At 71.0% G+C, this 24004-nt stretch carries 13 protein-coding genes and 1 pseudogene; 5 read left to right on the top strand and 9 right to left on the bottom strand.

Going from position 1 to position 24004, the window contains the following annotated elements:
- Positions 1–147: 147 nt before the first annotated feature.
- Positions 148–315, bottom strand: a complete 168-nt coding sequence (locus AB0F71_RS18595; RefSeq protein ID WP_360235092.1) for a hypothetical protein — start codon at positions 313–315, stop codon at positions 148–150.
- Positions 316–640: 325 nt separating this feature from the next.
- Here AB0F71_RS18595 and AB0F71_RS18590 point away from each other — a divergent pair, with 325 nt between their 5' ends.
- Positions 641–1675: a hypothetical protein gene (locus AB0F71_RS18590; protein ID WP_360235089.1), complete on the top strand. Its 1035-nt coding sequence runs from the start codon at positions 641–643 to the stop codon at positions 1673–1675.
- A 476-nt stretch (positions 1676–2151) separates the two neighbouring features.
- Here AB0F71_RS18590 and AB0F71_RS18585 read toward each other — a convergent pair whose 3' ends face one another.
- Genes AB0F71_RS18585 through AB0F71_RS18575 form a run of 3 tightly spaced genes read right to left on the bottom strand, consistent with a single transcriptional unit; the run spans position 2152 to position 7043 of the window.
- Complete coding sequence (locus AB0F71_RS18585; RefSeq protein WP_360235086.1) at positions 2152–3675, bottom strand: N-6 DNA methylase; 1524 nt, start codon at positions 3673–3675, stop codon at positions 2152–2154.
- Entirely contained in the window at positions 3672–5105 is a 1434-nt protein-coding gene (locus tag AB0F71_RS18580) for a hypothetical protein (RefSeq protein ID WP_360235083.1), read from the bottom strand. Before AB0F71_RS18580 ends, AB0F71_RS18585 begins: the two co-directional genes overlap by 4 nt.
- Before the next feature lie 6 nt (positions 5106–5111).
- Positions 5112–7043, bottom strand: a complete 1932-nt coding sequence (locus AB0F71_RS18575) for a DNA/RNA helicase domain-containing protein (RefSeq protein ID WP_360235080.1) — start codon at positions 7041–7043, stop codon at positions 5112–5114.
- A 2195-nt stretch (positions 7044–9238) separates the two neighbouring features.
- Here AB0F71_RS18575 and AB0F71_RS18570 point away from each other — a divergent pair.
- On the top strand, positions 9239–10252 hold the full coding sequence (locus AB0F71_RS18570) for a DNA cytosine methyltransferase (RefSeq protein ID WP_360235077.1): 1014 nt from the start codon (positions 9239–9241) through the stop codon (positions 10250–10252).
- Between the two features lie 84 nt (positions 10253–10336).
- Here the strand turns inward: AB0F71_RS18570 and AB0F71_RS18565 are convergent, their stop codons facing one another.
- Positions 10337–11272 (bottom strand): NaeI family type II restriction endonuclease, encoded by a 936-nt coding sequence (locus AB0F71_RS18565; protein ID WP_360235074.1) that lies wholly within the window; start codon positions 11270–11272, stop codon positions 10337–10339.
- Positions 11273–11322: 50 nt separating this feature from the next.
- On the opposite strand from AB0F71_RS18565, the pseudogene AB0F71_RS18560 reads away from it, so the two are divergent.
- From AB0F71_RS18560 to dcm, 3 genes and pseudogenes are all read left to right on the top strand, one after another.
- A pseudogene (locus AB0F71_RS18560) lies at positions 11323–11514 on the top strand (hypothetical protein); the annotation flags it as partial.
- Positions 11515–11964: 450 nt separating this feature from the next.
- The gene (locus AB0F71_RS18555; protein ID WP_360235071.1) at positions 11965–13023 is read left to right on the top strand and encodes a NaeI family type II restriction endonuclease; all 1059 of its coding nucleotides are present in this window, start codon (positions 11965–11967) and stop codon (positions 13021–13023) included.
- 512 nt (positions 13024–13535) lie between these two features.
- The gene (dcm, locus tag AB0F71_RS18550; protein ID WP_360235068.1) at positions 13536–14873 is read left to right on the top strand and encodes a DNA (cytosine-5-)-methyltransferase; all 1338 of its coding nucleotides are present in this window, start codon (positions 13536–13538) and stop codon (positions 14871–14873) included.
- Here the strand turns inward: dcm and AB0F71_RS18545 are convergent.
- The 4 genes from AB0F71_RS18545 to AB0F71_RS18530 all read right to left on the bottom strand — a co-directional run bounded on the left by AB0F71_RS18545 (position 14866) and on the right by AB0F71_RS18530 (position 23892).
- Positions 14866–15345, bottom strand: coding sequence for a very short patch repair endonuclease (locus AB0F71_RS18545; protein WP_360235065.1), 480 nt, complete (start codon positions 15343–15345; stop codon positions 14866–14868). The two genes, dcm and AB0F71_RS18545, sit on opposite strands and share 8 nt — an antisense overlap.
- A 216-nt stretch (positions 15346–15561) precedes the next feature.
- Positions 15562–20937: a DEAD/DEAH box helicase gene (locus AB0F71_RS18540; RefSeq protein WP_360235062.1), complete on the bottom strand. Its 5376-nt coding sequence runs from the start codon at positions 20935–20937 to the stop codon at positions 15562–15564.
- Positions 20934–21890 carry a hypothetical protein gene (locus AB0F71_RS18535; RefSeq protein ID WP_360235059.1) on the bottom strand — a complete coding sequence of 319 codons (957 nt, stop codon included), beginning with the start codon at positions 21888–21890 and terminating at the stop codon, positions 20934–20936. The genes AB0F71_RS18540 and AB0F71_RS18535 overlap by 4 nt, the downstream gene beginning before the upstream one ends.
- Positions 21883–23892 (bottom strand): hypothetical protein, encoded by a 2010-nt coding sequence (locus AB0F71_RS18530; protein ID WP_360235056.1) that lies wholly within the window; start codon positions 23890–23892, stop codon positions 21883–21885. Before AB0F71_RS18530 ends, AB0F71_RS18535 begins: the two co-directional genes overlap by 8 nt.
- Positions 23893–24004 lie beyond the last annotated feature (112 nt).

Genomic DNA, 24004 nt, shown 5'->3' with positions numbered 1-24004 from the left:
GTTCGGCGGAGCGGGATCTCCGCTTTGGGCGGGCCTGTCTGAGGTGGCGTGCGATGGCGGTGGCACCCGGCACCCCATGACGTGGATCGTGCGTCTGCTGTGCCTGCTTCCGATGCCTCGCCTGCTTCGGGGGCCGACTGGCTTCGGTCAGGGGCGCCAGGTGAGCAGCATCGCCCTCACCTGCGGCCGGGTCAGGTCGACGTCGCCCGCACGCTGGGAGCGGATCGCCAGGCCGAGGTCGGCGAAGACCGGGTCGGCGGCGGGACTGTACAGCAGCCGCCCGTGCGCCGTGCGGTGGACGAGCCGGTCCTCCACCCGGCTGCTGCGCCAGCCAACCGATCACCTCCCCCTGGCCGTTGCCGAACGGGTCCTCGGCCAGCGCCCGCGCCCGGCTCACCGCGGCGCGGTGCTCCTCGTCTGCGGCGATGAGGACCGCAGTGTCCTCACCCCAGGACTCCAGCCGTTCCCACGCGATCCACCGGTAGTACGAGTCGGAGAAGTGAGTGACCGTCACATCCGTTGCTGCGAACGGTCTCTGTCCCCGCGAGCGGCGTGGTACCTTCCGTAACCCAACCGAAAACAGTTGACCCCGGCAGCGCGCCAACGCTCCGGGGTCCGGCAACAGGAGCTAGGACTCCCGATGCAGATCCATCGTACCGCCCACGCGCGCAACTTCACCGTGCTGCCCAACGCCGTGCTGCAGGACCGCCGGCTGGGCTTCACCGCCCGCGGCCTCCTCGCCGACCTCCTCTCCCGCCCCGACGGCTGGCGCGAGGACGGCCGGCACATGGCCGACACCAGCACCCAGGGGCGCGGGGCGATCCGCAAAGCCCTCAAGGAACTGACCCAGGCCGGGTACTACCGGGTCGACACCGTCCGCATGCCCGACGGCACCATCCGGTCCGAGGCCCACGTCTACGACACCCCGCAGCTCGGGCCGCCACCGGGTGTCCCCCGTCCGGCGTCCGGTCCAGCGACGACCGGCGCCGCAGGCACCCCTGTAAAGGACCGGTACCAAGAACCCTCCCATCCCACCGAAGCCGAACCGGCCGACGGCCCCGGCCAGCCCGGCCAGCCCGACCAGCGGGATCGGCCGGATGGGCCCGATCGGCGGGATCGGCCCGATCGGCGGGAGGCGAACCCCGATAGCGACCGACGACCGTCCGCACCACCCGACGAACAGACCCGCGAGGCGATCGCGACCCTGTTCCGGGTGATCCGCCCGGAACCACGCCTTCGCCTCGGCGAGACCGAGGCGAAGGAACTCGCCCCGCTCGTCACCCGATGGCTCCAGCGCGGCGCCACCACCGCCGAACTGGCCCAGGCACTCCTACCCGGCCTGCCGACCCCCGTGCACTCACCGGCCGGTGTCCTCCGCCACCGCCTGCAGCACAAACTGCCGCCCGACCGGACCCCGTACCAGCCGTCCGGACAGCCCCGGCCCCGCTACGCCGAGTGCGCCACCTGCCACGACCCCGTCCCGCGCCCCGGCATCTGCGCCGCGTGCTCGGGCCTCGGCGGACGGCGCGCCACGTCGGGCGGCGAACCCGGCACCGCGGCCGTGGCATCCGCCGGAGCCGCCCGCGTCCGGGCGGCCCTACGCACCGCCCGAACGACGCTGCTCCCACGGCAGCCCGCCGGATCAGGCCTCACACCGTCACTACGCCCGGCCTGAAGGGCCGACCCGCGACCGTCCGATGGCGGCCGGAGGCGCCACTCCTCGCGGTAGTCGATGTGATCGGCGTGGACGGACGCAGGCACGTCCGCGCGCTCGGCAAGCTGGTCACCCAGCTTCAGGGTGACCAGCTCCGGAGCCAACGCTGATTCCAATTGACAGGGCCTCAGCTGCGGTCAGGGCCGCCTGCTCGGGACCAACGACGTGGAGCTGGGCTCCCGCCGCCCGAGCCAGGTACACCCCGCGGTCGCGCCGGAACGCGGCCGGCAGCGCTCGAATCGCCCGGTCGAAGCCGGTGGCGGCGGCCTCGTACTGGCCCAGGACGAGTCGAGCGGTGAACTCCCAGCGCGTCGGCCAGGGTCTCCTGGGCGTGGCGATCCCGGGCAGGGCGCGTGCACCCTGTCGGACGGGCCCCTCCCGCAGGTGCGGCGGCGTGGCGAACGGTCTCGAACGGCGGTGTGACGGGACGCCCGAAATCACCCGCCGGAGGCGGGGGCGGTGACGTCCGCCGAAGCCGAAGGCGGGGAAGGCGATGGCGCCTGGGCGAGCGTGTGGGTGATGGCCTCGAACTGGGCGAGTGCGGCCCGCAGGTTCTCTGCGATCTCGGCTGCGATGGCCTCGGGCGGGCTGTCGTCCGGTGGGGTCGGCTGCGCGATCGGGCAGAACAGGTCGAGGGTGGCGTCGTCCCGGTCGACCAGCTCCTGGTAGGTGAAGCGCTTGAAGCGGCCGTCCGGGGTCTCCGTGCGGGAGGCACGGTCGCCTGGGCGCAGGGCCTCGAGGGCGCCGGTCAGGTCCTCCGCTCGCAGTGGGCGCTGTGCCGGGTGGAACGAGTGGCCGGTGCGCGCGTCGTAGACCCACAGGTGCGTGGTGGCCGGTGTGTCCGACCGTGCCCGCGGTTTGGTGAAGTGGAGGACGTTGGTACGGACCCCCGGCGCGCCGTGGAAGATCCCCGTGGGCAGCCTGATGAGCGTGTGGAGGTCGAAGTCGTGCAGCAGTAGCCGCCGCACCGCCTCCGCGGGGCCGCTTCCGAACAGGACGCCGTCCGGCAGTATCACCGCTGCCCTGCCTCCTGGGGCCAGGACCGACATGACGAGCTGGAGGTGGTTGAGGGCCTTGTCGCGGGTCCGGACGGCGAAGTCGGGGCGTTCCGGCGGGGTGTCCAGCCTTCCGAACGGCGGGTTGCCGAGGACGACGTCGGCCTGGGTGAAAGGGTGCGCGTCAAGCGGGTCGGTGTCGGTGACGTGGACCGGGCCGCCGTACCAGCCGGTGTCCCGCAGGAGCAGGTTGGCGCCGGCCAGGCGGCTCGCAGGGGACGGCTCGTTGCCCTCGAGGCGGTGTCCGCCCGACGGCGGCACCACGGTGTCGGGGTGCTGCTCGCGGATGCGGCGAAGCGCGGCGGCGAGGAGGCCGTCCGTTCCGCACGCGGGATCGGCGATGCTGTCCGCCGGGCCCGGCCCCGTGAGGCGCGCCAGGGTGTCGGCGAGGAAGCGCGGGGTGTGGTGGGGGATGCTTCTCCGGGTGTCCTGGACGGCGAGTTCGAACAGGGCCTCCAGGACATCGCCCTCCTCCTCGCTCCCGGGACCCGGTGCGAGGCCCTCCTCCAGGTCGTCGATCAGCTCCCGGAGCAGGAGCGGGTCGGCGACGGCCCCGTGTGCGTTGGCGAGCGCGCGACCGAGGGCGGTGTCGGGCCGGTCGCCGAGTTCCTTCAGGATCCGCTCGTACACCTCGGGCAGATCGCCGTCCGGTGCGGCACGGAGGGTGGCCCAGGCGCCGGACGCGGCGGTGAGTTCCGGGTGGGCCGGGTGCCCGGGAGGAGGTGCGGTCGGTCGGCTGGCCCGCTTGAGCAGGAGGAGGTGGGAGACCGTCTCGAGGAACATCCAGCCGGGGACGCCGTCCTCGCGCAGTCGCTCGTACCGGCTCCACAGCCGGTACGCCAGAGCGTTCGGCGGTTCCGTCTCCTCGAGCGGCAGGGACGGGTCGGTGGGGCGGCTGTCGCTCATCGGAAGTCGAACTCCTGCTGCTCGTAGCCGGTCTCGGGGAAGCCGGTCGGACCGCCGGGCCGGGTGGGGCCGTCGGCGGCCCCGTGGCCGGTGAGCCGGCCGGACAACCCCTGGGCGAGGATCGACAGCCGCAGCGCCGGACCGGATCGGCGGGCGTCGTCCACGCGCACGCCGGTGGTGCGCACGTGCTCCCTCCAGACCTCCGCCGCCCGTACGAGCCGGTCCTGGACGGGCAGGGCGGGAACGGGAATCGTGACGGCCCTGATGTCCTCGAGACGGACGGAGAGGCTGCCCGTCGTGCCCCTGACCTGATCCTGGAGGCGGCGGCGGGTGGCGGGGGCGTTCCAGACGAGTTCGAGGAACCGCGGAAGGAGCCGCCGGCCCGGCCGGATACGGACGAGGTGGTTCTGGTACAGGGTGCCGGCGAGCTCGCCGTGCCAGGTGGCGGCCTGGCCGATGCGTTCGAGGCTTCCGTTCTGCCGGACGACCAGGAGGTCGCCGACCTCGACGAGGTGGCGGCGCACGGAGTCGAGGGCGTGCTCGGGGATGGTGACCTGGCGGACATCACCGAGCGTCAGGCTCTCGCGCGCGACGTTCGCGACGCCGAGGTACGGATGCGCCGAGCCCCTGTCCGCAGGTTTCGGCGTGCGCAGCCCCGCGGTGACCTCGGCGACCTCGCCGATCGGCAGCAGCGGCCCGGTGGCGGGCCCTGGGACCGTCCCGCCGGTGATGTCGTCGCCGGTGAGGCGTCCGCTGACCACGGCGTTCAGGACGCTGTCCCACAGGCGGGGAAGCCCTTGACGCGCGGCGTCCAGGGCCGCCTCGCCCGCGTCGAGACGGCCCAGCAGCCCGTCCAGGGCGTCGGCGACGCGCCGTTGCTCGGCTGGCGGCGGCAGCGGGACGCGCCACTCCCGGACCGCGGTGGAGCCCAGGTGCTTGAGCCCGGTGGCGCCCCTGGCACGGCGGCCGAACTCGCCGCGCAACGCGTCGTAGGAGAGGGCGTGACAGAGGTAGCGGGGGTCCACCCCGGGGACCGGCCGGACGCGGATGAGACCGCTGTGGAAGGAGCAGTCCTCGATCTCGCCGTTCCACAGCACTGGACGGCCGATGCGATCGACGCTCCCGGAGGCCTCGGCCAGGAGGATGTCGCCCAAGCGCAGGCTGTACCTGCGGGCCTGTTCCCGGGTCAGTTCCGTGGTCGCGACTTTCGTGAGGTCGAGCACGCCCCAGCCGAGGTTGGAGCACCTCAGCTGGCGCCGCGTGAGCGTTCCGGGGACCCGTGCACGGGAGGCGCCCCGGCCGGGCTGGACCGTGGCGATCGCGCCGACCCGGCGGCGGGTCCAGCCGGGCGGCAGCGGTGGATCGAGGGGCAGGTTCCCGCTTCCCGTCGTGGGCCGTCCGGGGACGGCCCGGCGGGCGCCGTCGGTCATCGGGGCTCAGACCTTCTGGAGACCGAGATCGGCGAAGAGCCGTCTGGTCGCCGGGTCGACCGAGTACAGCACCGTGCCGCGGATGGAGCGTGTCATGAGGACGCCGTAGGCGTTGCGGATCGCCCGGGCGAGCTCCTCGTCGGACCGTATCCGGTCGGCCTTGCTGAGCACGTGCTCGCGATGCACGGTCCAGCCGCCGTGCTCCCACGTGAGGTCGGGGCCCATGATCACGCCGCCCCACTCGTACTCCAGCCCCTGCGCGGTGTGCACACAGCCGATCTGCCCGAAGCCCCCGGGATCCGTCGCCCAGTACTTGCGCTTCGGGACACCGGGAGTGCTGTGATCGTCCCCGGCGTTCCACGGACGGGCCCACTCCTCGTCCGGCGCGACATCCGGCACCGTGCCGCTCGGATCGGTCCACGGCCAGCACATGCCGGCGCTCATCCGAGCACTGGCACCCTCCTCCTGCCGGGCGTGCAGGAACCCCTCCATCTCGCCCGCGCTCTCGGCGTAGTAGAGCTGGAACGGCTCCGGGTCCGGACCGTCGTCGGGGTTCCACACGATCGGGGTACCGGCCATGAGCGGCTGGACCCAGGCGTCGTACGTCGCACTCCCGACGGCACGGAGCACCCGGTCCAGGGTGATCGGGACGACCTCCGCCCCGAGACGCTTGATCTCCTCGACGAGCGCCTCCGGAGACCACACCTCTTCGGCGAACAGGCGCTGGTCGCCGTCGATGAAGAACACCGGCACCCGCGCCCGGGAGACGATCACCTCGACCGACGACTCACCGGGGCGCATGTGGAAGGAGCCGCGCATCGGGCGCTCCGACAGCCGGTGCGCCTCGTCGCACAGGATGACGTCGAGTTCGTCCGCCGCCCGGTCGTCGGCGACCTTGCTCAGCGTCGTGAACGCGCGGCGTCGGCCCGGCGCCGCGCGTCGGAAGGTGTCGCGCGAGGCGATCCCCCCGGACACGAAGGCGGCCTGGTAGCCCTCCGCCAGCGCGTCTCCCAGCAGGGTCAGCGCGACCAGCGACTTGCCGCTGCCCGCCCGGCCGCTCACCACGTAGACCTTCTTGGTGCCGGGGGCGGAAGTGGCGCGGACGGACTCCATCACGTCGTGCACCGCACGCAGCTGGTTCTCCACCAGGCTGAAGCGGGTGTGGCCGTCGATGATCGAGCCGATCTCGTCGGTGAGGAGCGTCTCCGAGCGCCGCCGGTCCAGGAGCGCCTGGGCCGCGCCGGCACCCGAGGCCGGGGCGAAGTTGGCCTCGAGGAACGTCCGCAGGTCGGCGGGCCGGCGGGCCGTGAACGTCGGGATTCCGGGGCACGGCGCGACGTTGCCGATCCACTGCGCGTCCGGGCGCTTGAGGTTGTGCAGGTAGGAGGCGCCGACGAGGTTGACGTAGCGGCTGTCGAACATGCTGTGGTGCTTCCTGAGCGCGACCATGTTGTCCTGCACCTGGACGGCCGGGTGCTTCTTGTGCTTGTCGTAGCCCGGCACGAAGACGCGGTCGACCGCGCACCGCGCGCACAGCCCGTTCCCGCCTCCGGAGCGGCACGACGCACAGAGACCCTTGGGCTTGTCCGCCCGGGGACGCTCGACGATGTTCCACTGCTTGAGTTCGACGGCGGCGAAGCTCAACCCGCCCGACGGGTGCTCGCCGGCGAGCACGACGTCGATCGGGTTCATACCGGGGTCGACGCGGTACTCGATGAACATCCACACCTGGCCACGCCCCAGGTCGGTCAGCACGGTCGCCAGCTCGTAGAGGCTCTCCCGCCACGACGTCACATCGCCCGTCGACGGGTCCTTGCGCTCGGGATGGGCCTCCCGGTAGCACTGCTCGATCTTGTCGACCAACGCCAGCCGGTTGCGCACCAGCTCCTCGGCGGGCCAGTACGCCTCCAGATCTCCCCACACAGCACCGGTCGCCATCCCTAACCCACACCCCCGATGACCGGCCGGACCTCGTCACGGCCGAACCACTCACGCCGATCCCGCCGCCGGCACGTATCGGTCGACGGCGAACTTAATGATCACCGAGTATTCCAGCGCCGGACAGGAGAGACAAGGAATTGCCGACCGACCTGTCGAGGAACCGGGCACCGGGCGCGAGCGGGGACGGACGCCGACGGTGTCCGCCCGGAGGACGACGCAGGGCGTAGCCGGCCGCGTCCGCATCGAGCCCTGACCGGCCTGCGTCACCAAGAGAAACGAGCATTCCGCGGGATCCAGCTTCAACGTCAGTGCCGACCACGAACGCGTCGGCCCGTGGACCTTCACCGGGGAGCAGGTGAACGAACGCGTCTCGGGCTACTGGCGGGGCGCCACCGTGAGGTAGGGGCCCCTCGTCTTGGAGACACACGAGTGATCGCCGCCCACGCGAGGACGGCGGTCCGGCCGTACCCCGTGTCGGCGGTTCCGGGTCCGAGCGACAGCTCCGTGGGAGGGGCGCTGGCCTGGCCTGCGGACGAACCGCGGCCGAACTGCCTGGGCGGCCGTCATGTGAGGCACAGGCAGCCCCACCGTCCGGCCGACGCCCGGTGCGAGCGCTCGACCAGGTTCGTCCACCACGGCGTGATCACTGGGACGGGACACCCGCGGACACGTCGTGGCTCTTGCTGCCCGCTCTGCAGGTGTATGCGCATGACGTGCCTTGGTACGGAGGATCCCCGGAGGGCACGGACGCCCTTCAGATCCTCTGGTGCCCGTTCCAGCATGTCTACGTTGATCCAACGGCTTCCTACAACAGGGCCGCCGACCTGTGGGTTAAGGTCCGCTGCCGCAGTACCGGCGACCCGGGGAGCGCTTCCTGACGCCGCCGGAGCCGGTGGCCGTCGGCGAGCACGGCTACCTGCCGACCCCGTGCCTTGCCGCGGCCGGAACCGGTGACCGAGTTCCCGCACCGGGGCCTCTTGGGCGAGGAGTCCGATGCCCGCTACTCCTGGGGGCTCTCGACGGCCCCGGGCTGGAAGCTCGGAGGCCACGAACCCCGGGACTACCAGGGTTGCCACGTGCCGCTGCGGTGCGGTACCTGCGGCAGCGCTGTGCGCTTCGTCGCGGGGATCGCGACCGACGAGTGGGACGGGCGCGCGCAGAGCTGGGAGCCCGTCAGGCACCGTGAAGCCGGTTCCAGCGAGCAGCCCCGGAACCAGAGGCCGACCGACGTCGGACTCGGCAGGCGGGAGGCCGTGCGTGTCTTCAACTGCCCCGTCTCCACGGGCCTCCCGGTGGTCAGCGACCCCATACAGCTGCCGGACCCGCCTTGCCGTACCCCGATCTGCCGCGGCCGCCGCGCCAGGGTGCTCGACTGGCGGGCCGCGTTTGAGGCGGGCACCCGCATGAACGAGCAGGATGCGTGGTCAACCACCGGCGGCACGGTACGCCGTCACAGTAGCGGCGAGGACATGCTCCGTGTTTGGTGACGCCTTCTGGTCGGGGACCTGCTGCACCATGAGAATCACATCGCCCATGCGAACGAAGGCAGTCTCCCCGACGTACGGGGCTGGATCGCCCGGGAATGCCGACGTGGTGTGCAGCAGCAGGCTGTCGTCAGCCGGTGCCTCGGCCGCTGTGACGGACGCGGTCTCCTGGAGCCGGGGACCGCGACCGCCTGTCCGGGTGCGCACAGGTCGAGCGACCCCCGGCCGAACCAGCCGAGGTCCTCGTCGCCGACCGGTGTCCGTCCCACTCCCACCGCCGCGTCCTGCGCGGGCGGAGCATGGGCTGGAATGAAGGATGCGACGCCGAGCTCGGGGCACGGCATCGACGCGATCGCGACGGCTCACGGGGTGTGCGGGCCCCGTCGTCGTCAAGTTGGCTTCCTCCGTGAGGAGCTGGAAGCCCGAGGACGACCATCCCGGGCTGGATGCGATGGAGAGCCCCCTCGCTTCTCGGACCAGCACTGTCCGGGGCCGTCGTGCCGTCCAAGCCGGACCCCAGGGCGTAGGAAGGCAGCCGCAGGGGCGCCGCAAGGAGCCGTGCATCCGCCGCCTCGGCAGCCGGACCTACGGCCTGCACCTTGTATGGTCGTCTGCGCTGACTACGCGCGCCGCCCGCCACCCGGGAAGGGCGCCGTCTGCCGGAGACGACCAAGCCGTTCCGCCGATCCCATCCACCCCGGAGACCTGATGCCTGCCCCCGAAGCCCCTGACACCCTGGACCTGTTCGCCGGGCCCGGAGGCTGGTCCGAGGGTCTGCGCGGCCACCACGGCATCACCGACATCGGCATCGAATGGGACGCTGCTGCCTGCCGGACACGGGCTGCCGCAGGGCACCCGACTGTGCGCGCGGACGTTGCCCAGATCGCAGCAGCCCCGATGGCCGGGCGGATCCGCCGCCTCATCGCCTCCCCGCCGTGCCAGGCGTGGTCCCGGGCGGGCAAGCAGCTCGGCCTCCAGGACCAGCCCCTTGTCCACCAGGCGATAGACGACCTCGCCCGGGGCCGGGACACCAGGACCGCGCTTCTGGCCGCCTGCAAGGACCCCCGCTCCCTGCTTGCCGCGGAACCGATGCGCTATCTCCACGACCTTCGCCCCGAGGACGCTGTCATGGAGGAGGTGCCCGACGCCCTGCCCTTGTTCCGCCACTACGCGGAGGTGCTCCGGAGCTGGGGCTACAGCACCTGGGCCGGCAACCTGAACGCTGCTGACTTCGGAGTGCCCCAGAGCCGGCGCCGTGCAATCCTCATCGCCTCCCGCGTGCGCACCGCACAGCCTCCAGAGCCCACGCACACCGAGCACGGAGAGGACGGGGGACTCTTCGGCGAGCCCCGGGCCCGCTGGGTCTCCATGGCCGCGGGTATCGGCTGGGGGGCCACCGACCGTCCTGCGCCTACCGTCACCGCCGGCGGAGGGAAGACCGGGGGAGCGGAGCCGTTTCCGACCCAGGCCCGGCGCGCTCTGGCCGAATCCCGCGACCGCGGGTCCTGGACTGCCCGCAGTGCTGCTCCCGACACGGCACGGATCACCGTCCGGGAAGCCGGCCTGCTGCAGTCCTTCCCAGCCGACTACCCGTGGCAGGGGACTCAGACGAAGCAGTACGAGCAGGCCGGCAACGCCGTGCCGCCGCTGCTGGCCGCGCACGTGGCCGCGGCCGCATTCGGCCTGCCCCAGCCGTGCAGCGCAGTTACAGCGGCGGCTTGACCACGAGCCTGTGCAGGGAGGCCCGCCGGACTGCTGGGCGGGCCCCGTCCAGACCCCGCTCCTACGCTACGGCGGCGGGTTCGCCTACTTGTCCGGCAACTCCGGGGCGATGGCCTGTGCGTCACCGGTCTGCCAGACGGTGTACTCGCTGCCGTTGATAGCCGCCGCCGGGCGGCCATCGCCGAGCGAAGGGGCAAGCCTGACAGGAAGCCACGAACTCCGCTGAGGGACCGGAAGCCCCAGGGCTTCCGCTATGGCCCGCTGCGCTCTGCGGTCACCGCTCAGAACCACGATCCCGTCCTTGGCGAGGTCCTTCCGGGAATCGCGGACACGCTTGGAGCTGTCGCGCTGGCAGGCGACCGTATCGACCGTGGTCCCCAGCACGATCCTGCCTGCGAAGCGGCGCATGAGGGCGTTGATCCGATCCTGGCCGCTCTTGCCGCGGAGGATCTCGTCCACGGCTGGCCCGTCGGCCTTGGCCAGGGCCAGGAGCTGGTTCTCCGGGAGCGTGCCGTTCTGTACGAGCCAGCGGATCGCGGACCGCTGGCCTGCCGCGATGACCCGCTTCTTGTCCTGGTTCCCCCTGGTTCGGAGAAGCTCCGGTGTTACACGGACGAGCCCGACGGCGAAGGTCCCTGCCTTGTCGTCGGCGTTTATCAGGAGGCAGATATGCCCCATCGCATGGTGCGGGATCTGCCATTCGAAGCGATTGAGCGTGAACTTGGCATCCACGGGGTGACCCGCAATGGTGTAGTCCATCAGGTCGCCGTAGCCGAGATCGAACTCGAACCGTGTGATGATCTCTACTTTGGTGCCGAGGAAGGTCTTCACGGGCTGATCGACCCCGGTGATGTCGTACCGCCCTGTGCGGCGGCCGTCGAGGACTTCGTCGACGGCCTGGCGGATGACGGAGCCGAACCGCTTCTGAAGGTCCGGCTGGCTGGTGAACCAGGCCACCACCTCGTCCAGTCCGGGGTCTTCGTGGCTTGCTGGCGAAGGCACTGTGAGAGACGCGGTCATTGCGGGAGTCTACGATCAGGTTCCGGCAGTCCTGCCCGGCCCCTGAGGTCTTCCGCGAGCAGCTCGCCCGGTACGCCGTACTCGTCGACGGAAAGCCCCAGGTCACCCCGGCCGAGATCCCGCCGCCCGTCGCACAGCACCTGTCCTGGGTCGAGCCCTCGGCCCGGAACAAGATGTTCAACGCCGAACTCGTCGAGGTGCGCTCGCCAGGCAGGCCCATCGAGCCCGCAGCCCACCCCAGCGATCCGCAGGCCACGGGCGGCAACACCGGGCGGTGGCGCCCGCTGCTTCGCGCCTCCGCTTCCGCGCCAAGGACTCCCGCCAGGACGGCAGCGCAGTCGTCCCGGCCCCCGCCCCCTGAGCCAGGCTCGGGGGCGCCCTTGGTCAGCCGGGAGCCGGGTCGTCCCCGGGCCGCGGGGACGGGAAGCCGGGCTGCGCCTCGAGGTCCGGTCCGATCAGGCCGCACTCCGGACGGGTGCTCCGGACGGCAACGTGGGCGGCGGAGTCGAAGCCGGAGCTGCCGGGGCGGTGTGCATACCGGTCCTCCCGGGCGCCGGGGTGACCAGCCCAGGGTGGCAGCTATCCGGAACCTGTCACCCCGGCGGTGCGGTTGGGCAGGTGGAGCCGCAGGAGGCGGCCAGGTCGTTCTGCCCGGCAAAGTAGTCTGATCAGCCAATCAGGGAGGGGAACCGATGGACGACCAGACACTGCCGATCCAGTGGGGGCCGGAGGGGGAGCAGAGCGCCGCCCTCGGGAGCCAGGACGCAGAACTGATCAAGGTGAGGGACTACCTGCTCAGGCAGGACCCGGGCGGCGAGCGGTTCGCCCGGGTGCTGCGGCAGACGATCGACCAGCTGCTGGACGGCGAGAACACGGGCCGCTACGACTGGCAGGATCTCCACAAGACTGAGAAGACCCATGCAGGAACCCTGGTCGAGATCAACCTGCAGCGCGAGTTCGGCTTCGCCTCCCACGCGGAGGACGGCACCATCCACATGGACTACCTCATCGAGGACATCGAGGTCGACTGCAAATTCTCCCAGCGCAAGTACGGCTGGATGATCCCCCCGGAGGCCATGGGCGAGATCTGCCTCGTGGTCTGGGCGGACGACGCGACCAGCCGCTGGAGCGCCGGGCTGCTGCGCGCGGATCGCGCGGCACTGACGGAGTCGGACGGGAAGACGAAGAGGGGCAACCGCGACGGAAAGTTCAGCCTCACCCGCAGGCACCACGGACTCGTCACCTGGCTGTGGGACGACATGCCGCTGAAGGAGAACCTGCTGCTCCACCTGGACGGAGCGACCCGCAAATCGATCATGAACGCGGGCTGGGGCATCCAGGCCGGGAAGCCCGGACGGAACGCGCGCTGGAACGGACAGGCCGCAGTGAACGAGCTGTTCCGCCTCGTCCATCAACGGATAGTCGACCGGTCGGTCGTCCGTACTCTCGCCAGGCAGCACGACTACATGGCCCGGATCAGGATGGACAAGGGGAACAGCCGCGCCCGGCCGAAGCTGCGCCATTCCGGCATCATCATCCTTGGGCAGGACTCCGAGCACGGAAGGATCGCCGAGCAGCTGGGGGTTCCCGTGCCCGGCGACGGCGAGTTCGTGGCAGTCAGGGTGAGGCGGGCGCGGACGGGTGACCAGAAGGCGGCGCAGATCGAGGGCGGAGGGTGGACGCTCGCCGACGAGGGAGATCAGGACGAGGTCGCTCCCCGGCTCCCCACAAAGCGCGGGCAGGATCAGTAGCGGCACCATCCGTGTCAGGCAGCCGTCGAGGCGCAGGCCCCGGTAGGGAAAGCCGGCCTCCTGAGGATCTTGCCCCGGATGCCTGGCCCACCCTGGTCTGCCAATAGCCGGCGACATCGGCTGGGACATCAGCATCGACTCCGCGCAATTACGGAGCGGAGCCGCCCTGGACAGTCCCGGCCCGTCCTACCCCCCGTGCCGGGGCCCTGTGCGCCCGGGCACGACCGGCCCCGGGAGAGATCGGCTCCAGGCCGTGCGGCACCGCGCCCCGGCCCGGAGCCCGGCCTGACCTGGGGCATCCGGGTGCGGCGTTTTGGGGTGTGTCGGTGATGTCGCCTACTCTTCTGGTTCTGCTGGTGACACCTGCCGCAGGCCGACACACAGGGTCAACCGTCCTGGACAGCGGCCAAGCGATGGCAGGGCCGCCCCCAGCAGTGGCAGCCGAGCAGAAGGATGCCACTGGCAGAGGAACACGTCGGCGTCCGCTTGCGGCGCCACCGAGAGGAGGTCTCATGGCACCTGAGCGCCTTGAGGTGGTCGAGATCTGCGCCGGTGCAGGCGGGCAGTCCCTCGGTCTGCACAATGCTGGATTCAAGCACAGGCTCGCCCTGGAGCTCGACCAGAACGCCGCGACAACCCTCCGCCACAACCTCGCCCGGCTCATGCAGGCCGAGGGCACGAGTCCCGAGGACGCCGATCTCGAGGCGAAGGCCGTCGTCAAGGTCGGGGACGTCGCCGATCCGTTGCTCTGGGACCCCAGCGCGTACAAGGACATCGACCTCCTCGCCGGGGGTGTCCCCTGCCCGCCCTTCAGCATCGCCGGCAACCAGCTCGGCGCGACGGACGAGCGGGACCTGTTCGCCTGGGCCGTGCACCTGTGCAGGGACGTCCAGCCGAAGGCGCTGCTCTTGGAGAACGTCAAGGGCCTGAGCGGCAACCGGTTCTCCGCCTACCGCCAGCACATCCTCGAGCTCCTCCACGGTGCCGGGTACGTCGGCGAGTGGCGCCTGCTGGAGGCCCACCAGTTCGGTGTCTCCCAGCTGCGGCCGCGGTTCGTCCTGGTCGCCCTGCAGAAGGAGTACGCCGAGTACTTCCACTGGCCCGAGCCCACCAAGGACCCGGCCCCCACCGTGGGCGAGCTGCTCAAGGACCTTATGGGAGCCAACGGCTGGCCCAAGAAGCACGTGGATGCATGGGCCAAGAAGGCCTGCGCCATCGCACCCACCATCGTCGGCGGCTCCAAGAAGCACGGCGGCGCCGACCTCGGCCCGACCCGGGCCAAGGCCGCCTGGCGTGAGCTGGGGGTCGACGCGATGGGCGTCGCCAATGCCGCCCCCGGCCCAGACGCGGACGGCGACCACGTCCCCAAACTGACCACCGCCATGGTCGCCCGCATCCAGGGCTGGTACGGCAAGGACTGCCACTGGGAATTCCAAGGCCGTAAGACCACCGTCTACCGCCAGATCGGCAACGCCTTCCCCCCGCCCGTCGCGGAGGCCCTCGGCAAGGCGATCGCCAGCGCCCTGCGCCAGGAGAAGAAGCGCACCGACTCGGTCGAATGGGACCGCCCGGAGCTCGACCCGGTCTACCTGCTGCTCCGCCACCACCCGGACAAGGCCCTCACCGCCCAGAAGATGGCCGACCTCATCGCCAAGTCCGGCGGGAAGAAGCTCCCGCCGCCGGAGATCGAGCGGCGCATCGCCCACATCGAGCGCGACTTCCACGTGGAGAAGACCGCCCGCAGCAACGGCGAGCTGGCCTACAAGCTCGGCGAGTTCAAGGCCTTCATCGGCCAGCAGGACCACGCCCGCCACGACTACTTCGCCCAGCACCGGGGGAAGGTCAGCTGACGGATCCGCCTGCGCGCCGCTGCCGGACCCTGTCCACAACCGTCGGCGCGCAGGCCTCCGCGGACTCGTGCTCCCAGAAGCGCAGCACGAGCCAGCCCTCGGCCGCGAGCCGGGCATCGGTGTCCCGGTCCCGCTGGACGTTGCGGCCGATCTTCTCCCGCCAGTAGTCCGGGTTCGTCTTGGGAGGGACGAAGTGCTCCGGGCACCCGTGCCAGAAGCAGCCGTCGACGAACACGGCGACCCGGGTCGGCCGGAACACCAGGTCGGCACTGCGGCGCATGCCCTGCAGGGGCTTCGCGGCCACGCGGTACCGGAGCCCCGCCGCGTGGACGAGCCGCCGCAGCGCAAGCTCCGGCTGGGTGTCCCGGCTGCGGTTGCCCACCATGCTCCGGCGGTTGGCCGCCGACGACGCCCAGGACCCGGGCGGCGGGGTCCACTCCCGCGGCGTCTCCTCCGGTGTGCCACTCGCCACGACACGGGCTCCTGTTTCCTGGGGAGGACCGGGCGCCCGCCGCCGACGCGACGCCGCCGAGGCCCTCGCTGCTGTTCCTCTACCGGGCGGTAGCCAGCGTAGTACTCCAGCAGCCACTCCATCCTGGCCCTGGACTTGCGGCAAGCGCCCGGCTGGCTCCTGCGGGCCGTGACAGCGGCACACAGGAGCCTCTCGCCCGGCCGGTACCGGCTGTGTTCAGTGGGCCTGAAGCAGCTCGATGACCTGCATCGGGCTCCTCTCCAGGGTGAACCAGTCGGCGACAACGACCCGGCCCGCGTCCTGGGTGAACGAAAGCGCGGCGTCCAGGGCAGGCCGGAGCTCACTGCTCACCAGCTGCTCCTCGCACATGTGGAGCGGGTGCTTCGCCACCACGGCGTAAGGCAGACCGCGGGCGGTGAACGTGAGCCCGGGCAGGCCGGTGTCGAGGAAGGTGCCCTTGTACATCTTCTCGAGGCCGGTCAGTGACTGGCGGGCGCGGTCGTCGGAGGTGCTGGCGAACCCTCCGGAGAGAACGGTCAGCAGGTCACCGGCCAGGCGCCAGTCGAGCAGGGGATGGTAGGCCATGTTGGAGTAGTCGCGCAGGCAGCCGGGGCAGGAGGAGGTGCACACGAGGGAGTGCTCGCTCTGCCTCAGCGAGTCCAGGTACGCGTGAGTGGCCCGCATGTAGTCGGCGATGACCTCCCGACTGCCGAGGTGCGTGCTGAAGCCTGCGCCGTTCTCCAGGGCGTCGGCCAGGAACGTGTAGGCGACGTGGCCGTCCGGATGCGCTCCAGGGTGGATTCCGGCCAGGAGCTCCTGCCGGCCTACATCGAGGAACTTGGCGGCCGCGCTGCGCAGGAGGAACGCGAGCGAGTACCAGGCGGCCCGCCGGCCGTGGCTGATGTCGCTGCCGTAGACGGGGCCAGTGGAAGAGAGGTTGAGCCGGTATCCGTGGGTCTTGTCGACAGCGGACGTAGGGCCGAGGAACAGGAAGTCCGTGGGCAGGACAGCCCCGAGAGCCACTTGGACCTCGTCGTTGCCAACTGGGCCGGGGCCCCTGACGGCGACGTACCCGCCCCAGCTGCCAGGTACGGGGCGCAGCCTGAACAGGTCGCCGTTGTTGTCGTTGATGATGTAGCGCTTGCCCGGCCCGGAGTAGATGTCCGCTCCCTCCCAGGAGGTGAAGTCGAGGGCTGAGAGGTTGGCGGCGGCCCGGGAGGAGACGGTACGCGGCGTCCAGGCGAAGACTCCGTCGAAGTCGCGCTGCTCGCTGGCGCTGAAGCCTGCGGGTTCCCGCAGGTCGATGACACCGTAGTCGTCCTGACCGCAGACGGGGCAGGGCCCCTCGCCGGACGGATTCGTCTCTACGTGGTTGCAGACCCGGCACAGTCCCACGGGCCCGCGGTTCTCCAGCGGGTCCGCGACAGGCCTGGGACGGCTGGGTGCGGGCTCGAACTCGGTGATTCCGGTGACGGTGAACACCTTGCCGTCCTTGACGACTTCGCTGCCCGGGGCGAACTGTGAGAGCGACATGGCGATGTCGCGGTCGATCGTGTTGTCAGGCGGCCAGGGGAAGTTCTTCTGCGGGACCTTCAGGTAGAGCTGCCTGATGCGGGTGGGGAAGCCGAACATGGGCAGCACGCCCGCGTGCGCGAGCCGCTCGCTGAGCTCCTCGGCGCCGGTGGGCTTGGCGGCCTCTTGTGTGACACGCAGCAGCAGCTGCTCCAGCCACTGGCTGGTGAGGATGTCGGCCGGATCGAGCGGGGTGAAGGCGCTCAGAGCCTGTGCTGCCGCGGCCAGTACGCCGTCCTGCTGGCTGAACCACTCCCGGACGGCGGGCAGCGCAGCGGCCCATTCCCGGGCTTTGCCGAACTCGCCGTGCACGCTGCCTTCGCCCCCGTGCCCGTCGAGGCTTCGGAACGCGACGCGCAGGACCTCAGCGGCCAGGGCCCGTTCGAGGATCTCCCGACGCTCGAGGGTGAGATAGGGAGGCGGAGTGGGGTCGTTGGTGATGGATGACGGGTTCGCGAAGTAGTGCTCGTCGTGGCTGCGCCCCCGGCAGACGGTCAGAGCGACCGCAACTGGAGAGGTCCGACGGCCGGCCCGTCCGACCCGCTGCTGGTAGTTGAAGCGGCTGGGCGGCATGTTGGCCATCAGGACGGCGGACAGCGGTCCGATGTCTACGCCGGCTTCCATGGTGGTGGTGACCGACAGGAGGTCGATCCCGTGTACGAGCGGGACCTCGGGCGGGTCGTTCAGGAAGACCTGCTGGAAGCGGGCCTGACGGGCCTGGGCATCGAGACGGTCCGTCTGGCCTGTCAGTTCGGCGCAGTTCAGGCGGAAAGCGGCACGGTCGCCGGCTGCCTTCCAGGCGTAGTAGTCGGTCGCTTCCGGGCTCTCGTCGGGTTCCGGCTGCGCGGGGAGCGCGCTGTGGCACCGCGTGCAGGTTCCGGCGCTCGGTGTGAGGTGCCGGCGCCCGCAGTGGCCGCACCGCCAGGATCGGCCGGGAGAAGGCTGGACGGCTGCCTTCCTCGGGTCGATGAGGTATTCCCGCACCGTACCGCTGCCCCACGCGGCCTCGGCGGCGTTCTGCACATCGTCCGGGTGCATGCCCCGGTGCTGGGCGACGGCTTTCCAGTAGTCGCGGAGCTGCGCTGGCGGCTTATCCCTGCCGTCGCGGAGGGTATGGAAACGGCGTAGTTCGGCGAGGATCCGCAGGCTGGCCCGGCCGAGGCCGTCAGGGTCGGGGGCGGCTGGCCAGGGAGCGACGGAGCCCAGCCCGAGCGACTCGATGTCGCGGCCGGCGCCGGAGAACAGGGCTTCGAGGGTGTTCTCCAGGAGCCCGTTCTCGGAAGTCAGCGCAGCCTTCTGGGCCTCCGAGGTTCCCAGCTGAAGCGCGGGGGGCTGCTGTTCCCAGTCGAAGAGCTCGTGCCAGGGCAGCTCATCGACCTGCTGCACACTCGGCTTCGGGCCTGCGGGGTTGACTCCCAGGGAGAGCAGGCGTGTGTTGACGTGCACTCTGGCCAGGGACTCGAGGGCCGGCGGAGACGCGAGCCGTGCTCCGGCTGCGGCCGCGTCGGCCTCATTCTGCAGCAGCAGAGCCAGGCGCAGGGCGTCCAGATCACTCTTGTTCCGCGCACTGAGGCGTTCGAGTGCGGCAGCACCCGCCTCGGACTGCGCCTGCGGATCCTTGCGAATGGCAGCCACGTCTCCGGCGGCTTCGGCGGACCTTCCCAGCTCGTCCAGGGCAAGGAGCCGGACGAGGTCCTGGTAGTGCCGCAGGCCGATGCCCGCGGAGAGCTTGGCGGCGTCCTGGCGGCTGTCAGTGAAGACGATCAGCTTGCGGTCGGCAGGCTCGGCGAACTGCTCGGCAAGCTCGTCCGACAGCACCTGGTTGATCTTCTCGAAGCCGGTCCTCATCGTCCGTACGGGCGATGCCAGCCGCCCTGGATCCGTGATGCGCCTGCGTGTGCCGTCCTTGGTGAAGACGCGCTCCCAGTCGGCTCCGCAGCAAGGGCTGCGGGTGGGGAAGGGCGGGAACGAGGAGAGCGCGTGCCTGGGCCGGCCGGTCTTCTTGTCGACAGGAGTGCTCACATGAAAGCTCCAACCAGTGGACTCGGCCGCCCGGTTGGACAGCAGCCCGGTGGCCGGGTCATAGACACTGCGCCGGAAAGCGAACGTGACATTGCCGCTGTCGGCACTCCACTCAGCGTCGTCATCGGCACGCTGAGGCCCTTCGGAGGGCCAGTAGACGATGTAGTTCTCCGCTGACCGGTCTTTGCCGGCCTGGTCGGGGACACGGGACAGGTCAGGGCTGTCAGGCAGCAGCACAGACCTGAACGCCCCGCGTTCGGTGGCGCTCCGCGGCGCATAGCCGCCGAGCATGGCCTCACCGCAGGACTGGCAGTAGAGCAGCTCCAGAACCCGGGCGCCGCAGTCGCAGAACGTGCGCGGGACGGAGTAGATCCTGCCGACGGACCGTGAGGAGTCCTGGAAGGCGGCGTGGACCTCCGGGCACCGGGGGTCCGAGCAGGCCCACATTCCCGCCACGTTGCGGAAGAAGAGGTGGATCCGGATCCTGGGCAGACCGCTGACCCCGGCCTCCGCCGCAGCGCGGACGGCGGCCGCCGTCCCCTGCAGGGCCCGCCGGGCTTCTTCTGTGCTGCTGGAAGGGAACAGTTTCCTGGCAAGGGCTGCGGAGGCCATGGCCGGGGCGGACGGCCCGGTCGATCCGGCGCCGAGCGCGCCGGCCAGCGCCTCCGCCGCGCGCGTCTCGGCCAGCAGCCCGGCGGCCTCAGCCGGTTCAGGTTCAGTCCCGGAGTACCGCGCCAGCCTTGAAGCGGCTGCGGAGATGTCCCCCGGGCCGACGGCACGGGGCGCCGCCTCGCCTGAGATGAAGTGGAAGGACCCCTCCTCTGCGGCAAAGAACTCCTGCAGGAACCGGCGGTCCTTCCCGCGGGTCTCGTCCAGCGACGCGGACGCGGCGAGGATCCTGAGCTTCTCGGGGCGCTGGCTCAGACCGAGCCGGTGAAGGAGATTGCGGACCAGGTACGCGGTCTCGGTCCCCTGCGTCCCCCGGTACATGTGGAGTTCGTCGACTACCAGGGTGAACCGGGCGTCGTCGCGGGAGTCCAGCCACTGTGCGGTTCTGAGGAAGAAGTCCTCGTCGCGGCTGCGCTGGAGCATCACGTTGAGCATGGAGTAGTTGGTGATCAGGATGTCGGGGGACGACTCGTACATGTCCCACCTGCTGCGCATTTCCGCCCCGTCCAGACGGGGGGCGAAGTAGCGGATGTCCTCCCTGCCGCTTCCGTCGGCGGCCTCGCGGGCGCGCTCGCCGCGGGCGGCAGTGGCCTTCAGGTAGCTGCGCAGCTCCTCGACAGCGAAGGGCTGGCCCCGGCGGCCGGTCACGGGGGTACTGCCGGTGAAACGCCCGAAGTAGAAGCGGTGGCCGTCGCGGTGGCTGTCCAGCCACTTACGGGCCCGGTCGCTGTCCAGGGCCCGCCTGAGCCTGACGAGCTGGTCGTCCACGAGCGCGTTCATCGGGTAGAGGATCATCGCCCGGACAGCGGGCGGGTGCCCGGTCTCACCCTGCCGCTGAGGGCAGTACTCGAACGAAGCCCGCTCCCACCACGGGCTGGGGCTTGCGGGCTCGCCCTTCCAGCCCCGGGACTCGCGCAGCAGGTCGGCCAGGACGGGCAGGAGGAATGCTTCGGTCTTCCCCGATCCGGTGCCGGCGGTGATCACCGCGTTCCGCCCGGCGGCCATGGTGCTTGCCAGGGCCCGTTCCTGGTGGGTGTAGAGCTCCATGCCCTTCGCGAAGAGCCCGCACTCAGCGAACTCCGCCAGCTCGCTGGGAGCTCCGGCGGCCCTGGCCGATTCGGCGATGCTGTGCCCCGAGAGGGCGTACTCCGGCCGGAGCTCGACATACGGATCGGCGAACACGCCGCCGGGCTGGTCGAGCAGGGACCGGCGCTCGGCCTGGAGGCCGTTATTGCGGAGCCGGAAGGCAGTGTCGTAGTAGCGCAGATAGGCCTCGGCCAAGGCGTTGTGCGTGGCGAAGGCATCCAGGCCGGGCAGGGGCGTGCTCATGCAGTCTCCAGACGGCGGCGCAGAGTGCGGGCGATACGGTCGGCGATGAAGAGGGGGACCCCGTCGTAGTGCTCCGTACCTGCCGTGCGCAGGCTTGCGAGCCCCGTGCACAGGACGGCCGCCCGTTCCTGGGCCAGCGGCAGAGGGGTCCTGCGGTCAACAGTCATGCGTCCCAGGGAGCCGGGGCACGGTTCTCCGGCGCGATCGGCTTTCCAGCGCAGGGGGAACGCTGCCGGGGGGACGACATAGTGGATGCCAGCTCTCCGGTCGACGCTGTGCCAGGTCTGCTCCGGGAACGGGGCGGAAGCGCGCACAGGTCCGGGCGCTGCCTGCCGGCCGGGCCTGTGCAGCAGTGCGTAGCGGGGCTGACGGCCGAACCGCGTGAACCGGTAGAGGCCGGGAACGGGCCAGCTGCTCCCGAGGCTGACGGGAGAGAACCGGCCGACGGCGGGATCGAACCGTTCGACTGTGCTGTCGCGCGCCGGAGGGGCTGCCAGGTCCCCCAGGACGAACGCCCCGAGGGACCTGGCAGCGGACCCGGCCGCGCAGGGGACGGCCGCGACACCGGCGGACGCGGCGAACTCATGGAGGCGGGACCGCTCCTCGTACTGCAGCCACAGGGGCGTCGGCAGCGGTATCCCGGACTCCTCGGGACCCTGCGGCACGGCTACCGCCCCGCGCGCCCTGTAGAAGTCCGGACCGACGGGCCTGGCACCGGTGAGGACGGCGGTCTGGGTGTTCCCGGGCAGGTCCGTGATCTCGCACGCGTTGGCACTCCACCGGCCGGTGCGCCAGTCGATGCTGACGGCGCCCAGGGCCTCGATACGGCCGAGCCACTGGGTGACGGGCTTCCGTTCGCACCCGCTGGCCCACGACGCGTCACGGATGAGCGTGGCCAGGGAGCCGCTGCGCTGCTCCGCCATCCAGGAGATGAAGAGGTCCGGGTCAAACACGTGTGAACCCCCCACGCGGGAACTGGCTGAGCGCGGCTTCCCGGTAGCGCTTCCACAGCGAGGCGTGCGGGACGCCGGCCAGGTCGAGCAGGACGAGCCCGCTCCAGAAGTCCTTGGCAGCCCTGCTCAGGCTTTCGAAGGCCGGGGCCTGCGTCCTCAACAGCGTGACCGCAGGCACGCCCGCCCCGGAAATGGCCACCAGCCACACAGCATCGGGCGGCACCGTCACGCGGACGGTTCCGCCGCCGCGGAGGACGGGGGCGCGCTCCGTCCACCACACGGGCTCCGGAGGCCGCCCGGCGGTGAGGAAGTGGCCCCGCGCGGTGAGGAAGCGCACGTCGCCGTCCAGCGGGACGGCGACGGTTCCCGGCGGCGTACCGGGAGGTTCGGCCGGAGCGCCCTCCGGGGGCTCCGGCGCCGGCTCGAGGTAGAAGTCAGTGGCAGTGCCGCCGGCTGCGAGCACGTGCCGTCCCGGGGTGAGGCCCCTTCCCCGCAGCACCGTCAGCCCGTCCGAAGGAACCTCCAGGGGCTGCCCGTCCAGTGTCACCAGCCCGGGTCCGCGGAGCTCCTCGGGGACCATGACGTCGGGTTCCGCGCCCAGCATGAAGAGCGATCGGTGCCGCCACTCGCGTTTCACGAGCAGCCCGTTGCGCAGGCTCAGGCGCCGCACCGGATGATGGCGGACACTCCGGACGCCGGACCGTGACAGGGCTGCCGCGAGTACCTGCTCGTCGTCGAACCGCAGCTCGGGGGTGACCTGCCAGCCCGGAATCGGGACGCTCTCAGGGCGGCGCCACTGGTGGCCGGTATCGGCCAGAAGGCGCTGGAGAGGACCCTGGCCGGACCGCGTGAACAGGAACACGTACGGTTCGAAGACGGTCAGCTTGTCGGTTTCTGCCCAGCCTCCGGCGACAGGGTCTTCGCGCAGCACGAGCACGTCGCGGCCGCCTTCAACGCATGCGTCGGCCTTCGTGCCGCGCGCGGTGAGCCCGTGCTGCAGGGCCCGGGCCACGTCCGGCATCACCCCTGAGAGCCGGTACACCTGGTCTGCCAGCTCGAGTTCGAGCGCTCCAGCGGGGTGCTGCAGGGAATCGCGGTCTACGCCGGCCACGGCCTCCGCATGCCAGCGTGTCTCCCACCCCGTGAATTCGTCCTCGAGGACGACGCGCAGGCGTATCCGGAGCCGGCCGCTGTCGGCACGGCCCTGGGCAGCGGACCCGTCCCAGCCCTCGAGCAGGGTAACCAGCAAGGGCTGCAGGAGCGGGCTCTCCGCATGGGAATCAAGCGCCTGGCGAAGCCTCTGGGACAACCCCTCCGGATTGACGGCGCTCCACATCCTGAGCGCCTTCAGCAGCCGCCCGCCGTCAGCGCTCCGGCCTGGCGACAGGCCCTCCGAACGGAAGAACCGCTGCAGGGCCGCATGGTCGGACGCCCTGACCAGTGCCTGGGACTGGGCGTAACCGATCTTCCTGTAGGTGGGGTTCTCCTTGACCGTGCTGAGGCCTCGCGCCCCGTCCTGCTCCCGGAGCCACTCGTCCAGGCAGATCCACTGGCCGACGACGGTCTCGTAGTTGCTCTCGAGCGGCTTCCGGTGCTGCTCCCCGCCCCAGGCGGGCCGGAGCACTTCGGCAAGACGCGCGTAGTACGCGGGAGCCCCGGGCCCCGCTTCAGTCCGCTGCATCTTGGCGGCGGCCAGGACAGCCGCGGCGAGGAGCGGCAGGCAGGGGGGCGGATCCTCGCGCTTCCCGCGCCTCCATGTTCGGCAGCGGTGCGAGACCGGATCGTACGGATTCCCGTGCCAGGCGAGCACGGAGCTGACGGCAGTGCCGAGGTCCTGGACCTCGGCCCCGCCCTGGAGCTCGCGCAGCTCGCTGTCGTTGATGAAGAAGAGGACCGGTGTATCCCTGCGGTGCTCGCCGAAGAAGGCGCTGGCCAGGCGGGCCTGCCACCACTCGTACGCGGCCCAGCGGCTGTCCGGCCGGTTGCCGGACCCCTCGCTCACCTGCTGGTTCCATGCCAGGGAGCAGTCCCGGCGGCAGGGACCCCGGCCCGGCCTCGCGCAGGCAGTGCAACGACCGCGCGCACATGCATGAACAGCCCCCACCCTCAGGAAA

The organism is Kitasatospora sp. NPDC028055 (assembly GCF_040637885.1).
Lineage (GTDB): Bacteria > Actinomycetota > Actinomycetes > Streptomycetales > Streptomycetaceae > Kitasatospora.
This window is presented reverse-complemented; position numbering and strand designations above follow the sequence as displayed.

What these genes read in the sequence shown, in the direction of transcription:
- AB0F71_RS18540 (WP_360235062.1), bottom strand. Translation starts at nt 20,937, where the DNA reads ATGAGCACGCCCCTGCCCGGCCTGGATGCCTTCGCCACGCACAACGCC.
- dcm (WP_360235068.1), top strand. Translation starts at nt 13,536, where the DNA reads ATGGCACCTGAGCGCCTTGAGGTGGTCGAGATCTGCGCCGGTGCAGGC.
- AB0F71_RS18570 (WP_360235077.1), top strand. Translation starts at nt 9,239, where the DNA reads ATGCCTGCCCCCGAAGCCCCTGACACCCTGGACCTGTTCGCCGGGCCC.
- AB0F71_RS18585 (WP_360235086.1), bottom strand. Translation starts at nt 3,675, where the DNA reads ATGAGCGACAGCCGCCCCACCGACCCGTCCCTGCCGCTCGAGGAGACG.
- AB0F71_RS18565 (WP_360235074.1), bottom strand. Translation starts at nt 11,272, where the DNA reads ATGACCGCGTCTCTCACAGTGCCTTCGCCAGCAAGCCACGAAGACCCC.
- AB0F71_RS18555 (WP_360235071.1), top strand. Translation starts at nt 11,965, where the DNA reads ATGGACGACCAGACACTGCCGATCCAGTGGGGGCCGGAGGGGGAGCAG.
- AB0F71_RS18590 (WP_360235089.1), top strand. Translation starts at nt 641, where the DNA reads ATGCAGATCCATCGTACCGCCCACGCGCGCAACTTCACCGTGCTGCCC.
- AB0F71_RS18575 (WP_360235080.1), bottom strand. Translation starts at nt 7,043, where the DNA reads ATGGCGACCGGTGCTGTGTGGGGAGATCTGGAGGCGTACTGGCCCGCC.
- AB0F71_RS18580 (WP_360235083.1), bottom strand. Translation starts at nt 5,105, where the DNA reads ATGACCGACGGCGCCCGCCGGGCCGTCCCCGGACGGCCCACGACGGGA.